Source organism: Bradyrhizobium sp. (assembly GCF_027307225.1).
Lineage (GTDB): Bacteria > Pseudomonadota > Alphaproteobacteria > Rhizobiales > Xanthobacteraceae > Bradyrhizobium.
The window spans coordinates 86,014-101,788 of record NZ_DAHUXJ010000020.1; the positions used below are offsets into that span (position 1 = coordinate 86,014).

9 protein-coding genes are annotated in these 15,775 nt (G+C 59.9%); 2 read left to right on the forward strand and 7 right to left on the reverse strand.

What is annotated here, in order from left to right:
- Window positions 1–297 precede the first annotated feature (297 nt).
- Window positions 298–2,235, forward strand: coding sequence for a hypothetical protein (locus tag M6D32_RS03885; protein ID WP_298253545.1), 1,938 nt, complete (start codon window positions 298–300; stop codon window positions 2,233–2,235).
- A 202-nt stretch (window positions 2,236–2,437) separates the two neighbouring features.
- On the opposite strand, the gene M6D32_RS03890 is transcribed toward M6D32_RS03885, so the two are convergent.
- From M6D32_RS03890 to M6D32_RS03915, 6 genes are all read right to left on the reverse strand, one after another.
- On the reverse strand, window positions 2,438–3,934 hold the full coding sequence (locus M6D32_RS03890; RefSeq protein ID WP_298253547.1) for a sugar ABC transporter ATP-binding protein: 1,497 nt from the start codon (window positions 3,932–3,934) through the stop codon (window positions 2,438–2,440).
- Entirely contained in the window at window positions 3,931–5,025 is a 1,095-nt protein-coding gene (locus tag M6D32_RS03895; protein WP_298253549.1) for a hypothetical protein, read from the reverse strand. Before M6D32_RS03895 ends, M6D32_RS03890 begins: the two co-directional genes overlap by 4 nt.
- Window positions 5,022–7,139: an SMP-30/gluconolactonase/LRE family protein gene (locus tag M6D32_RS03900; RefSeq protein ID WP_298253551.1), complete on the reverse strand. Its 2,118-nt coding sequence runs from the start codon at window positions 7,137–7,139 to the stop codon at window positions 5,022–5,024. Before M6D32_RS03900 ends, M6D32_RS03895 begins: the two co-directional genes overlap by 4 nt.
- Window positions 7,140–7,221: 82 nt before the next feature.
- The gene (locus tag M6D32_RS03905; protein WP_298253553.1) at window positions 7,222–8,238 is read right to left on the reverse strand and encodes a sugar ABC transporter substrate-binding protein; all 1,017 of its coding nucleotides are present in this window, start codon (window positions 8,236–8,238) and stop codon (window positions 7,222–7,224) included.
- 35 nt (window positions 8,239–8,273) lie between these two features.
- Window positions 8,274–9,245, reverse strand: coding sequence for an ABC transporter permease (locus M6D32_RS03910; protein WP_298253555.1), 972 nt, complete (start codon window positions 9,243–9,245; stop codon window positions 8,274–8,276).
- 18 nt (window positions 9,246–9,263) lie between these two features.
- Window positions 9,264–11,159, reverse strand: coding sequence for an AMP-binding protein (locus M6D32_RS03915; RefSeq protein WP_298253557.1), 1,896 nt, complete (start codon window positions 11,157–11,159; stop codon window positions 9,264–9,266).
- Window positions 11,160–11,395: 236 nt separating this feature from the next.
- On the opposite strand from M6D32_RS03915, the gene M6D32_RS03920 reads away from it, so the two are divergent.
- Window positions 11,396–12,340 carry a helix-turn-helix domain-containing protein gene (locus M6D32_RS03920; protein ID WP_298253558.1) on the forward strand — a complete coding sequence of 315 codons (945 nt, stop codon included), beginning with the start codon at window positions 11,396–11,398 and terminating at the stop codon, window positions 12,338–12,340.
- 439 nt (window positions 12,341–12,779) lie between these two features.
- On the opposite strand, the gene M6D32_RS03925 is transcribed toward M6D32_RS03920, so the two are convergent.
- Window positions 12,780–15,227, reverse strand: a complete 2,448-nt coding sequence (locus M6D32_RS03925) for a TonB-dependent receptor (protein ID WP_298253560.1) — start codon at window positions 15,225–15,227, stop codon at window positions 12,780–12,782.
- Window positions 15,228–15,775 lie beyond the last annotated feature (548 nt).

Here is a 15,775-nt window from a genome sequence, read left to right on the forward strand (position 1 = left end):
AGTGGATCGCGGGACAGACGCGGTTGCGGCGCGCGACCTCGCTTCAAAGACTCGCCGCAATCATACAGCCGACGAGCCAAACTGCAGACACAGTTCTAACATGCTCCCTGAGGATGCTCCGAAGTAGCAGGTGTTCTTGAAGGGGAGAATGCAATGGCAACTCGCGACATGATTCGCTCGCGTTTCTACGAAAGTGGTCAAGCCTTGCAGAACAAGCGATTCTACGGCCGCGTCAGCGGCAGTCGATCCGGACACCATGCACAACGAGTTCACACGCAACTGCAGGGAGGCTAAGCAATGACCATTGCGACCGATCGAGCCACGGCATTAGGCGCCGCAACCAACGACCTCGGACAGGCCGGACTCATTTTCAACGACGCGGTTCGTCTGAGTAACGGCGGACTTTGGTCAGACCCAGCAGACAGCAGCAACCAACTCAACTACGCCAGCATGTACGAGGCGGACATCAGCGCTCTCAAGGCTGACATCACTTCGGCAACGACCAATGGGGCGACCGTCAATGGCACCGCGGTCACACTGTCCAACCCCAATACACTGAGTGAGATCCTGGGACAGCTCAATGATCTTGCAACAGCAGCGCCGCAGGCCATTGGTAACAGTGCGGCGGCAATTGCAGCTCAGGCGGTTATTCACACCGAGCAGCAGCAGATCCTGAGCGAGATCGCCAACGACACCAACCTGCAAAATGCGCTCGCGGCGAATGGGGTCACCAATCCCGGTACCGGCGCCACCGATCAGGGCTTTCAAGCCCTTCCGGCCCAGGCCGCTGACGATTCAGCGGCGATCGCTACCGCCAAGGCGGGCGCCAGCCTGTCGGACATCGGCACGGTTTTCAACGCCGCAACGAACCTCGCGGATGGCGGACTGAACCACAGCAACCTTGCCGAGTTCAACACGGACATGAAGGCAGTCGCCACCGGCCTGCAGAATTTCATCAACAACGGAGGGCTTGCGGAAATCCAGGCCAATTCGGGCGCCGAGCATGCGCTCGCCGTGGCTGAGGGCATCTCGGACAGCGCGGCACAAGCCCTGACCGGCGTCCATCTCCAGACCGTGCTCAACCAGATCGAACTCCAGGTCAAAGATTTCGATGCCACCTATGGGGCGAACCCGAACGTCGCGGCGCGGGCGACCAACGACAACCTGCTCGACATCATCGACATCGTGCAGAACGATCAGGCGCTTGCGGCAAATGCGGGCAATCCGACAGCCACTGCAGCCGGCTTGGCGGCGAACAGCTTTACGACAAGTCACGATGGAGGGTTCGCCAGCCAACCCGGATATCTGGAAGGCACCATTACGCACTACCAGGACAATCAGGCGCAGACGGATTTCTGGTCTGCCTTTATCGCCGGCGCTAACAATCTCAACAACGCGCTCACAGCGGAAGCCAATGGAACGACGCATCTCGATAGCGCGGGTCTCAACGCGCTGATCCAGCAGGTACAAGGCTATGAGCAACTCGGTGCATCCTTCGACGGGGCGCAGGGCGGCATCTTTGGGGCTCGATTCGACAACGAGCTTCTCGGCGGCACGCTGAAGGCCGACACAAGCTCGGCTCTCCAGGCGCTGCATGACGTCCTGAACAATGGAGGCACCGTCTCGGCCACCGATGCAGCGCAGCTCACCGCCGCAGGCGACGGCTATGTCGGCGATGCCCAGGACGTCTCCGGAAACAATATTCCGAACGGCGGCGGAACGTATGTGGGGACTGCGACGACCGTTGCCGGCGCGACCACGACGCAGATCGCGGATGCCAACAGCCCGACATCAGGCAATGTCAATGGCAACGACCAGCCGACCAATCATCCGGTCAACGGGCTGACGGACAAAGGGTTTGGCGTCACCGATCCGCATGCAGGCGCGGGTGCTGGCACGCCTGTTTCGGCTGGATCCGGTTCAGGAGCCGATCCAGGCGGGTCGTCGACCTCGATGCTTACCAGCGCCATCACCAGCGATATCGCGAGTCTAGTCCAGGCTCTGGAAGGCGGACAGACAAGCGCCATCAGCACGGCCGTCGCAACTTTGACGGCAGCGATAAGCGGTAATTCCAACAACAGTGCAGGCAGCAACAATGGTGCTGGCAGCAACAGTGCAGCGAGCGGCCACAGTGGCAACGATGGTTCACCCTTAACGGACGCCGGAGGCGCCGGCCTGCCCGATCAGTTCGCTAACTTCAGCCACCATCATCATTTCGAGCACATGTGGCACTGACGGACCTTGATGGTATGCATCCGCAGCGGCGAGCGCGCCCTTGTCATCACTTTTGACGGGGCGCGGTCGCCGGCTCGCTTTGGTCCGCAAGCACCTTTGGCGTCGCGTTCAAGCCGGCCGCTTGACTGCACCCCTATCGGGCATGCCGGGCGCCTGGGATAGCTCCGATGATTGCGCAGGTGACGCCGGACTTCGGCGGCTTTCAGTGAATCGCCGCATACATGATCTTTTCCTCGGTCGCTTCCAGCGCGGAGAACTCCTCGACAACTTTACCCTGCCTGCAAACGAGAATTCGATCCGACAGCGCCATGATTTCCGGCAAGTAGGAGGAGATCACGACCACCGCCTTGCCTTCGTCGGCCAGTTTGTTGATCAATTCGTGAATCTCGACGATGGCCCCCACATCGACACCCCGCGTCGGCTCATCGAAGATGATCAGCTCCGGATCCTGGATCAGGGATTTGGCGATCACCACTTTTTGCTGATTTCCGCCCGACAGCTCGACGACCTTGACTTCATCGCCGATGGCACGGACCTTCAGACGTTCAATCCACGTCTTGCCTGCCACATTGCTTTCGCGCCGCGATAACCAGGCCCGCCCCGCCGGAAATTTGGCGAGCAGCCCAAGATACAAATTGCGTGCGATCGACGCGGTTTCAAAGAAACCCTCGACCTTCCGGTCTTCGGTGACGTAGGCAATACCCGCCTTGACGGCGGGCCCCGGCACCCGGTAGCGCACCGGCTTGTCGTTCAGAAGAATCTCTCCGCCATGAAAGAAGTCACGCTTCATGACGCCCGATACTATCTTGAATGTCTCGGTGCGGCCAGCGCCGACGAGACCGAACACGCCGGTAATTTGGCCCGCAAATACAGATAGCGAATTGTTCTTCACCATCGGCGCCATCTTGAGATTCTGCACCGTCAGAACGCGCCTGCCCAAGGGGCGGACCTTCTCCTTCCGTGCCCCATAGAGCGTTTTCGAAAGATCCCGCCCCACCATGGCCTGAACGATCCGGGCCCGGTCAAACTTTGCGGCATCGTCTGTGACCACATGCTTTCCGTCGCGAAGCACGGTAATGCGGTCGGCGAGCAGCAGCGCTTCCTCGAGAGCATGCGAGATGAAGATGATGGACACGCCCCGCTTCTTCAGATCGCGCACCAGATCGAAGAAATACTTCTTCTCCTCCGGTGTGAGGGATGCGGTGGGCTCGTCGAAGATGATGACCTTTGCCCGGTGCAGGACCGCGCGGGCAATCTCGACCATCTGTTTCTTGGCGGCCCCGAGTCCGCTGACCGTGGCCGTCGGCGTCACGTCGAAATTGAGCGATTGAAGGAACTGCTGGGCCGCAATGTAAATGCCGCGCAGGCGATTATAGAACTTCTCCTGACCCAGAAACAGATTCTGCGCCACCGTCATCGTCGGCACCAGGCTGTTCTCCTGGAACACCATCGCGATACCGAGATGCCGCGCCTCGAGCGGGGTCTGCGGAGTGACATCGAGGCCATCGATCGTCATTTTTCCGGACGTCAATGTCACGACGCCGGCCATCACCTTCGTCAGCGTCGACTTTCCTGCCCCGTTTTCGCCCACCAAGGCATGGATTTCGCCGCGCCGTAGTTCAAAGTCGACGCCATCGATCGCCGGCACGCCGGCGTAATGCTTGGTTGCCTTCGACAAGGAGAGGACGGTCTCGGTCATGCGGATGCCTCCGCGTCCAGCCTCTTCAGAGGAAGCCTGAGGATGCGCCGGGGTCCCTTTGCGACCATGACGAGATCGCCGCAGAACTCCACGGCGGACACGATGCCATGATTGAGGCCGTCGACGCGGCTATGAAGCGAGTAGCGCGGCAACCCGTCGGCGCCCAGCCGGATAACAAGACCGTAGGAACGTGGAGGAGCCCACGGCTTCATCACGCCCATGGTCTTGATATGCGCTCCCTGGAGCGGCTCCTTGAAGGTGTTTCCGGACCTGAGCCGCGGGACGACCCAGTATTCCGGATCGATTTCGGCGATCATCCGGCGGCGATACGCCGGTTCTCGAAGCACGAACTCGACCAGCTGCGTGCGGGCGATGAATGCCGTGAGCCAAAAGCCCCCGTCGCCGGCCGTTGCAATCCGGGACGGGTAGACCGGCAAGCGGCCGAGCACGATCTTGCTGCTGCCGTCGGGCGAGATCGAAATCAGACGATGCCGCCAGCTCTCGCTGACGAGCACGTCATCGCCGCACGCCGCGGCGCCGAATGCGTAGCCTAATCCGCCCACAAGGCGTGTCACGGCGCCGGTCTTCGGGTCCAGTCGAAACACCCGGCCGGTCTGGCCAAGCTCCATCAAGTCCCACGCCCAATCATCCACGCCGCGCACCGACGAACCGTCGGTGACGATCAAGGTGCCGTCCGCTGCCGCAGCGAGCGCATTGACGGCATGCAGTTCGCCGCTGAACACCCGCGTTGAATTTTCGGCTGAGATATCGTCGTAGATCCGGATCTCCGTTCCGCCGAGCGCCACGGCGAGCCCGCCGGCTGGCAGCACTGCCAGGGCGGAGATCGAGCGTTCAAAGGTCCGGATCGTCGTTGCCGACGATCCGGCGAAACGCAACAACCGTGGGCCATCGGCAACCAGGAGCGAGTTGCCGTCGACTGCGATATCTTCCGGAGCTTCGCATTCGAGCAGCGTTTCCGCCGATCCGAGCGCCTGATTGGGCTTCAACGCACCGTCAAACGACGGAACGGTGATGGTTGCCTCGCCGCGGCCGAGAACCCGGCTTACAAACTCGCGGATGGAGGCGATCACGACTTCTTCCTCCAACGCTGGTCGTATTGCACGAAGTCGGGATCGGCGTTCTGCAGCTTGAAGCGCCCGATCCGGTTGTTTGCGATACCTCCGAGATAAAGGTAGCCGCGATGCTCCCGCATCGACGTGATCATCGGATGATTGAGGCCCTTGAGATCCCAGAACGACTCCAGGATCTTGCCCTGCTCGTTGAATTTGACGACACAGCCCGTGTTGATATTCGGAAACAGCCATTCATCGACGGGCACGCGCTTTGCCATGCGCCGGCGGAAGCCGGGCATTTTCCATGCAAGGTCGAGCGAGGGGCTGCGCATTCCGACGAGCGCGAGCCAGTAGTTGCCGTCGGAAGCAAGGTTGATATTGTCCGGATATCCCGGGAGATTGTCCATCACGGTCTCGACCGTTCCCTTCCTGGGACCGGCAAACCAGTAGCGCTTGACCGAACAGCCGAACGTCTCGGCAAAAAGTATCGATTGCCCATCGCTTGCGACGGCAACGCCATTCGGAAACTTGAGCCCGCGTAGCGCCGTATGCGTCGCTCCGGTTTTCGTGTCGTAGCAGATGATGCGGCCATTGCCGCGGGCCTCGAGCCCGTCGACCGGCCACTCGTCCATCTCGTAGCGGACGGTCGCCTCCGAGAAGAAGATCAGTCCATCGTCGGTGATATCGAGATCGTCCGCGAGGCGGAGACGGCTGTCGTCGTTCACCGAATAGACGCTGCGGTTGGTCTCGTCCGTGGCCTTTTCGACTGCCCCATCGGGAGCGATCCGATAGAGGCCCATGCCGCCGATGCAGACGTAGAGATTGTCCTGCCGATCAAACGCCATACCGAGAGGTTGACCGCCGATATGCGCGAATACCTCCATTCGCTCGTAATCGGGCGGGAAGAATCGAATGATGTCGCCGTGGCGCGATCCGGCATAGAGAACATCGTTGCGGTCGAGAATGACATCCTCCGGGGCCTCGATGCGCCCGAGACCGATCAGCGAGACCTCCCGCAGCTTGTCATTTTGCTCAAAAGGCCCTCCGCCTCCGATTTCCGTCGGCGGCGGCGGCGGCAATGCATGGTAGGTCGGCGCGACGTAGACCTTGCTGATGATGCGGGTCCGGTTCTTCTGCCAGCGGATATCAATCATCGCGGACGTCAGCAGGATCGTGGCAAGCGCCATACGATTGACCCCGCCGCGCGCGTTCATGGCCGTGAGCCCGTTGGTAACCAGAAGAACGACGAGCACGCCGACCAGCGACTTGACGACCGATCCCTTTCCACCTCCAAGCGTGATACCGCCGAGGACCGTAGCCGTCAGCACGATCACTTCGAGACCAACGCCGATGTCGCCGCCAACCGTACCGAGGCGGGCAGCGAAGAATAACGCGCCGATGCCTGTCAGCACGCCGCTCGCGACATAGCAGAGCGCGATCGTCCGCCGCACGGGGATGCCGGAATTGTAGGCCGAGCGGCGCGAACCACCGATGGCCATGATGTGCCATCCTGGCCGCAACCGGGTCATGAAGACGTGACCGAAAACCGCAATCGCCAGGTAAACCAGCGCAACGCTCGGAATGCCGAACACGTCACCGTTCCCAATGAAATCCCAGGCAGGGATATTGGGGAACGCCGAAGCGATGTCATTCGAATATCGCTGGATCAGAAGATCGAAAGTCGAGCGGTAGATGATCAGCGTGATCAGCGTCGTGATGAAAGCGCGAAGCCGCAAATAGCCGATCAGCAGTCCGTTGATGGCCCCGAGCAAGCCGCCAACCACCAACGTAGCAACGATGACCGCCGGAACAGGCCACCCCTGCACGTCCAGCAGATAAAGCGCGCAGAAATCCGTCAGCGCGAACATCGATCCGACCGAAAGATCGATGCCGCCGGCAACGACGACGAGCCCCATTCCAAGGCCGATGAAGCCGATCTCTCCGGCCTGACGAGCGGTGTCAGCGAGGCTCGCCGGCGAAAGGAAATGCTCGAGCGACCGGCTCAAGGCAAAGCCGACGATCAGCAGCAGGATGACCGGAATGGCGGTTTCGGTCCATCTCTTCGAGAGGATTTCACCGAGAAGATGATCGGGCCAATAGCGATATCGCAGTCGGGTCAGCGTCTCGCGCATCAATCCTTCCCTTGGAGCCCGGCGTACTGACGTGCGCTCGCGTTCCGGAGCGAGCGGTCCGGAACGCGAGTGCGTCACGAGATCACTTCTTTAGGTCAGAAAGATTCCAGCACGTCATCTCGCTATCGGCGTTTGCTTTCGTGACTGGAATCAACGTCGTGTACTCCGAGCCCTTGACCGATCCGGCCTTGACGCCGGATGACAACAGCCACTTGATCGTTCCCGCCATTTGTTCCGCCTGCGTCGGCACGTCATAGCTCAGGTCGAGATCGAACGATCCGTTCTTGACAAGTTCGCAAGAACCCTTCCGCTCTCCGCCGCCGGACGTCGCCAGATAGACTTTCCCGGTCAATCCCGCTTCCTTGATGGCGGCCGCGGTGCCGATGTCCATGCCGTCCCAGAAGCCCACGATACCGCAGAGATCCGGGTTTTGCTTCAACACGGTCTGCGCGATCGCCTTCGCCTTGGCCGCGTCCCAATCGGCCGCCTGGCTCGATACCACCTTGATTTCGGGATGCTTGGCGAGCACGTTTTCGACGCCCTTGAGGGTATAAGCGCTGGCGGCCGCCGACAACGCCCCTTGCATGATGGCGATCTTGTTCGACTTGCCTTGGCATGCCTTCACCACGGCATCGGTGTCGCGTTCGCCGATTTCGATCCAGTTTGCGCCGACGAACGCCGAACTGCGATAGGCGGATCCCATGTTGATCTGGATGACGTAGATCCCCTCGTTCTCGGCTCGCTGCAACAATTTCGCGTAAGTCTGAACGTCGGGATTATGGATCACCATCACCGCAGGCTTTTCGGAAATCAGCGAGGTAACGGCTTGCGCGCCCGCATTCGTGTTCCAGTTGGGATCCCGGATCTCGAATTTGACGCCGTAGGGTTCAAGCTCCTTTTTCAGGCCGGCGTACCAGCCCTCGGTGAGATCGAAGTTCATCGCGACCGGCACATAGGCGACCGTCTTTCCTGCGAGTGAATCCTTGAAAGACTTCTGGAAAGGCTCGTCGATGCCCTTTTGCGCGAACGCCGGGACAGTCAGGCAGGCCAGCAACAACGCGACGACGCTGCCGAGGCCGCATTTATGAAGATACGTCATGTTTTCCTCCGTTTTTAAATCCAAAATCGGGCGAGTTAAATGTCGCCTTGTTGAGCCGTTTCTTCGTTTCTCGGGTTCAGGAATGTGTCCGTGATGACTGCGACCAGCAACACGACCCCCTTGATCAGATTCTGGCCGGCATAGGGCACGTCGAGGATCGTCATCCCGTTCAGCATCGTTCCGATCAGCAGCGTGCCGATGATGACATTGATGACGCCACCCCGCCCGCCCGACAGGCCGATGCCGCCCAGCACGACGACAAGGATCACATCGTAAATCAAGGTCGAGTTGAAGATGCGGGTCGGCATGGAGCTGACGGAAGCCGCCAGCACCAGACCCGCGAAATAGCCGATAAGCGCCGCGAGGACATACTGCAGCACGATGATCGGCCTCGACGGAATGCCGGTAACGCGCGCTGCGAATGGATTGTCCCCGATGGCATAGATGTAGGCTCCCCAGCGGGTCTGCCGCAGGAGTACGAACACCACGACACAGGCGATCGCAAACATGACGATCGAGGTGGGAATGCCCAGGATGCTGCCCTGCCCGAGCCGCTCGAATCCCGCCATGCCGTCGCTCCACTGGACCACGTCGAGTTGGAACAGCGCTGATTGACCAAGGCCGGCAACAAAGAGACCGGTGGCGAGGGTTGCGAACAACGGCGGTACTTCGGCGTAGGCGATGAGCCATCCGTTGACGAGCCCGATGCCGATCGCCAGGACGGCCGCGACCAGCAAGGATGCGGGCAGCGAGTGGCCGTTCTGAACCATCTGCAGCACAAGCCCCCCGGGAACCGCGAGCGCCGCGATCAGCGAAAGATCGATGCCACGGCCGATGACGACGATCGCCATCGCCAGGCCGAGAATGCCAAGAACCGCCACGTTCTGCAGCAGCGTCAGCATATTCTGCGCTGTGAGAAAGCCGTTCAGGAAGATTGAAAATGCAAGAAACAGGGCCGCGAAGACCGCGAACACGATTTCTTGCTGGCTGAACCTAAAGCGTTTCATCGCAGGCGACCCCGACCCTCAAGGCGAACGGCGTTCAATTCGGTAAGTTTGTGGAAGCGTGGACAAGCTTTCGGCAAGCTCAGCCACGAGCTTCTCGTCGCCGGAAACCACCGAAACCAGGACAAGCGTATTTAGTTTGTCGTCCTTGTCCACCTCGATGTCGGCTTTTGTGCCGGCACCGAAGACCCGCTCAATCTCCGTCCTCACCTTCTCCTGCACCGCGAGATCGCGAAGAGCGGGCTTGAAAATCTTGCCGACCGCGGTCACCGGCAGCGCGTCCAGTTGGACGATGCGCCGGGGCCTGGCGGGCGGTTCATTGACGTTGTTTTCCAGGAACTCACGCAATCGCTCTGCATCGATCGTCTGGTTCGGCGATGGTACCACGAAGAGGATCGGAACTTCTCCCGCATAGGCATCCGGCATCCCCACTGCCGAACTCATCTGCACGCCGGGAAAGCCGTTGGCGACGTCTTCGATCGCGGCTGGGTCGATGTTGTGCCCGCTCCGTACGATCAGGTCTTTCTCGCGGCCCGTGAGCACGAGGCGCTGGTCCGGCGTGAGGTAGCCGACGTCACCCGTTACGATCCACCGATCCTCGGTCAGGACACCGACGTTATGCCCGGGATCGACATACCCCGGAAATACTTGCGGCCCCTTGGCGAGCACAAGACCACTGGTGAGCGGCGGGCATTCGCTGCGCATGTTGGCATCGCCAAGAGGCACGATCTTCGTCCTCGCAAACGGCGCTCTGAATCCGACGCTGCCCTGGAGCGGCTCTCCAAGTCCGGGATTGAATGCGATAGCTGCCGCCGTTTCCGTCATGCCATAGGTTTCAAACAGTCTAATCCCGGTTCGGGCCTGGAATCGATCGCCGATCGCCTTCGGAAGCACGGAGCCTCCAGTCAGCGCCATTCTGACAGTGCCGATATCGCAAGAACCGATCGGCACTTCGGCCAGGGCGGCGATTGAGGTCGGCACTCCGCTTACGATCGTCACCCGAAACCGGGCCACGATCTGCCAATAGTCGCGAATTGCCTCCGGGCTTCTGAGACTGTACGGCGACGGGATAACGACGTGGCCACCGGCTGCGAGAACCGACAACCCGACCGTCATCGTGCCTCCGACATGAAACAACGGGAAGCCGCTCAAGGCAACATCGTGTTCGTCGATTCCATGAACCTGAGCGAAGCTCCAGGCGGCATGAATTTGATTGCCGTGCGTGAGGCGAACGAGCTTCGGGCGTCCGGTCGTCCCACCGGTATGAAAGAGTGCGCACACCAGGTCTCGATCGATCGATGGCTCAAACTCGAGAGAATTCCGCCGGGCGGCAATTGCTTCATCGAAATCGATGAAGCGATCCGCGAGATCGCGGCTGTCTCCCATCACCAGGATCTTTCGCAGCGACCCTACCCGCGCAGCGACGTTCCTCGCCTTTTGCCAAACGGCGGAGTCAGCTGATTCCGACGGGATGACCAGAACACTTGCTCCCTGCGCTTCAAGAAGGTCTGCAATCGCGATTTCGCTGAGCAGAAAGTTGATGGAGCTTGCCACGCCCGCGACCTGAGCGCCGAGCAAGGCGGGAAATACCTGCGGCAAGATCGGGCAAAGAAACGCAACCGTCGGACCGCCTGGCGTGATCCCATACGACCTGAACAGGTTGGCCGCTCCAGAAATATCGGCAAGCAATTCACGATGGGTGAGGCTGACCTGGCGTGTCTCTCGAGGTTTTCCGGTCAGAACCGTCAACGCTCGCCTGTCGGGGTGCAATTGCGCCGTCGACTCGAAGAGCTGGTAGAGACTGCGCGCGGGCACGAGGGATTGGTACGGCAATCGCTCGAGCGCCTCAATGTCTGCAATGGAAACAACGGGCCTTGTGAACCGCGTCGTCATTGGCGAAAGCAGACCAGCAGGCATGGCTGAATTCCCTGGACCGGCACCTGACGCGCATCCCTGCCGAACCAGCGCGCGAACGCCTCCTCCGGTTTTCAAGTAGCTCAATGCCCCAAGCGATACTTGCTTGGGAGCGCAAAGGTTTTGCTTTTAGGCGCAAAGTTGGCTTGCGCGGTGCCGAAGGACACCTAGAATTGCGCCCCTCGACCTTTGGTGCGGCGCACAAAGTCTTACGCCAATGGATGATCGATGGATGACCGATGGATCTGGTGTTCACGACAAAAGGGGTAGAGCCGTCCAAGCGTTACGCAGCTTGGCAAGGGGCTATTTGCGACGTCTATGTCAACGTCGACGTGAACGCCGAGAAGCGCTCCGACTATCATGGCTTTATTCGAGAAGCACGGTTCGGCTCCGTCACGATGACGGACGTCTTGCTATCGGAGCAACGGATAACACGACGCGAGCGGCACATCGCAAAGCTCGACAAGGATTGCTACTACGTCGAGCTCGTCCAACAGGGACAGGTCAACATCCTTCAGGCAGGCCAGACCCTGCACTCCAATCCTGCGGTCGGCGCGATTTTCTCAGCGGCAGAAGCCTACGATCTGGAGTGCATCGGCAGGGTTCGATCGCTCTATCTGGAGATTCCCCGCAAGGAATTCGCTTCGCGGTTCAGTGAACACAAGATCCCCGTCGCAGCGACGATCGCGACCGCGCGCGGTCTCGGCCGGATTGCCGCCGAATTCTGCTCGACGCTCGCCGCGGAAGGAGCTCAATTGGAGGAAGCCGCAAGAGCCCGACTGGGCGGCGAACTCATGGACGTCCTGGCGCTCGCCCTGGACATGGGCGACAACTATGAGCTCACGGAAGACGCGACGGCGCAGAAGGCTCGCTTGCGTTCCGTCAAGGATTGGATCGAAGAACATCTCACCGATCCCGATCTTTCGCCTGAAAAGATCGCCAAAAGTAACGGCGTGTCGTTGCGGCATTTGCACTATCTTTTCAGGCTCAATGATGTGTCCGTATCTGAATGGGTTTTGGATCGGCGGCTGCAGCGATGCTACGACGTGCTGACGCGCCCCGAACTGCGCTCGCTATCGGTAACCGAAGTGGCGTATCGATTGGGATTCCATAGCTCATCTCATTTCAGCACGGTCTTCCGAAGGAAGTTTGGACATAGCCCGTCGGATCTGCGCAAGCGCTAGTGCGGTGAATTTGAAGTTCCTATCAGTTTCGCGGTAACCTCGTCGTAGGAACTTCAAATTCTAAACCGCACTAGAATCATATAATTGGCTAGTGCTTCTTTGATTCCGAAGTTCGTAAACGTGGAGCCGCAATATGATACGAACTTCGGAATCGGAGCACTAGTCGCCCGATTCACTCAGATTGATGGGTAAAGGTGCTTGAGTTTGATCCTGGCATTGGGAGTTGTGAAGTGCCAGCGCACGCGAGTGGCATTATCTTACATCGAACAGCGAACGCCACACAGTGTCGCCGCGTTTGTTAACAACGGTTCATTCCGGTTGCGAGCCCGGTTGCGAACGGGGACGGTCAAATGATCAGGCGACATGCGATCGCTGGACGCAGCCGTCGACTGCGCAGCGATCGAACCGTATTCGGTTCACCAGCCTTCCCGAATACGTCTCAGAAAACCGCCTTCAGACCAAGGTAAAAGGCGCGCGGACGAGCCGGGGCGAGAGAACGCGCATCGGTGAACTGGTTGCCGCCGTTGTAGAAGTTCGGCAACTGCGTCGTGTCGAAGAATCCCCCATAGGTATAATACCTGTTGTCGAGGATGTTATCGACGCGGCCGAAGATCTGATAGGTCTTGTCGAGTTGGTAAGACGCGTGCGCGCTGAAGACGGCATAAGAAGGCAGTTGCGGCGCCTGGTTGGATTGGTCTCCCACCAGATATTGGGTGCTAACCCACAACGCATCGCCGCCGACCTTGAATGCGTCGGTCAATGAATAGTCGAAGCTCGCCTTGATACGCTGGCGCGGAATCGCCGGGATGATGTTGCCGGGTGAAACCTGGACGGTGCCGGTGGTCGGGTCAGCAAACGGGCTATTCGAGTTGAGCTGCAATGAATCGAGGAAGCGTGCGTCCATAAAGGCGTAGCTGGCGTGAAACTGCCATTTGGATGATTTCAGGTTGGCTTCGGCTTCGATGCCCTGCCGGCGTGTGTCGCCGACATTCTGGAAAAAGCCGAAGCCCTGCACCTGCGAGGGGAGCGCGAGTATGTCGTCGGTATTCTTGGCGCGGAAACCGCCGACTTTCCAGTCGAGCGTTGCGAAGCTGAAATCGTGGGTGCCGCGAAAGCCCGCCTCATAGGTGTGAGACACCACCTGCCTGAGCGGTGGATCGGAGACCAGGAAGGTCGCGAGGACACAGGGCGCCGCCGGGTTGGCGCACTCCAGTTCAAGCGGGGTCGGCGCGCGGTTGGCTTCCGAATAGCCGGCATAGGCGGTCAGCTCGGACGTAATCTTGTAGGTCGCACCGATCATCGGATTGAAGCGATCATAGGCTTCGTTGCCGTTAAGCGCAGTGCCGATCTGGTCTTGCAGCGAGATGCGGGCATCATTGAAGCGCCCACCAGCAGTGACCGAGAGAGCCTTGGTGACGTCGAACGTGTCGAGCGCGTAAAGCCCGGTATATTGATTGGTGGCCCGCAGCCCTACCGGCCCGTCCGCGACCGGACTGCCTGACGTTCCGAGAAAGATGCCGCTGCCATCGACGACGTAGTTTGTGCCGATCGTGCCGAGTTCTGCACTGGCGCCGAAATGCGTCACGCTGGCATCGAAGGTCGCGCCCACCACAAAGCGGTTGTCGTGGCCGAACAACTGGTCGGTGTTGGTGGCTTGCAAGGACGCGCCGCCGGTATTCGAATTGGTGAACGTTCGATCGATTTCTCCCAGGAACGCATTCGCCGGGAACGGATTGGCAAGCTGCTGCCCATTCAGCCCGTTCGCCGGCGTGACACCGTCACCAAAGCAAAGCAAGGTCGCGTCAGCCGTACAAGGCTGCGCACCGCTCGGATTGCCGTCCACAGTGCGCTGGCTGAACGCCCGGTAATGAGCGACGCCCTCGACCGTCCAGCTTGGCGTGACGTCGAACTTGCCGGTCAGATTGAGATAGCCGACCTGGTTGTTCGAGGTCTGCGGCGTGGTGTAGACCGCGCCCCAGTACTGCTGGAGCAATTCGACCGGCGTCGTGGCAGACGAACCGAAATTGTTGTCGGCAGCCCCCATATTGAGATGGATTTCGCTGCTGTCGTTTCGATAGCCGACGTCGCCGTAGAACCGGCGGACATCGGAGGATCCGAAATAGCGGTAGCCGTCGTCGTGAACGCCTTCCAGCGCGGTGTAGACGGACCAGTCGCCGACCTGTTTGCCCCATTGCATCGAGCTCTGAAGGCGGCCGAAGGAGCCGCCCATCAAGTCAACCTCGGCGCCGTGATAATTAAAGCCGTCTTTCATCTGGACCGAGACGGCGCCGCCGAGCGCATTGAGACCATAGGCCGGATTGTTCGTCACCACGGCGATCGACTTGATCGCTGCGGTCGGTATCAGGTCCCAGTTGACGGTGTCGCCGAACGCCTCATTGATGCGAACCCCGTTCTGGTAAACCGCCAATCCCTGCGGCGTACCCGAGACGGGCGACGCCACGAAGCCGCGAAATTCGACGTTCGCCTGAAAATCATTGCCGGCGACGTTGCTGATGTTAACTCCAGCGACGTTCTGCTGGAGCGCGTCCATCACGTTGAGAGAATTGGTGCGCTGGATTTCCGGCGTATTCACAAAGTTGATGCTGCCGGGGACCTTATCGACGGCGAGCGCCGTGCTCGGCGTGGCAACCGGGCTCGTCGGGTAGACCCGAACTCTTGTCACCGCCGTCCGGCGAGTCGCCGTCGTCGGACTAGCGGTAATTCCGGGACGCCTGGCCACCGGCTTGGCGCTGGTCTGAGGTGGGGCGACTTCTACCGGCGGCAGCTCGGTCGTGTAGCTTCCGCTGTCTTGCGCACGCGTCAGCCCGCTTGCGGCAGCCAGAGCTGCGGCCGCTGTTGACGCCATCAGCAAGACCCGAACGCGCATCCAGTATCGCCCCATTCCAGCAAGCGCGGTCTTATCATCGCCGGCCTGGAATGGACGATATTAATGGGCGCGTCGCACCGTGCATCTCAAAAAGGTCCCGAAACGTCGGGAAAATTCCCGATTCGGATCAAAGAGCGAACAGCAAGAACCGTTTGGGCGGGAATCGGCTCGAGACACACAGGCCGACATCGACAGGCGCCCTCCTTCCGGTCCGTTAGCCGTTCACAGGCGGCACTGGTGCGGTGAATTTGAAGTTCCTATCAGTTTCGCGGCAACCTCGTCATAGGAACTTCAAATTCTAAACCGCAGTAATTATCCCCCGGCAGAGCCGGGGGCTTTAAAAATGGGGCCGCTCAAAGCGGCCAGGATTGATATGAAGTTCCCAACAAAACACCTCGGCACCGCCTATGCCTCACTTACCCCCAACTCGCTAACTTCTCAGAGACAATGGTACGTGAGCAAAACAACCCTGTTCTCTTCTGAAGTCGGCAGGCTCATAAGTACAGGCCCATCGCGAAACTCCTTTTCGTGCGCGTGGTGGCTCACGA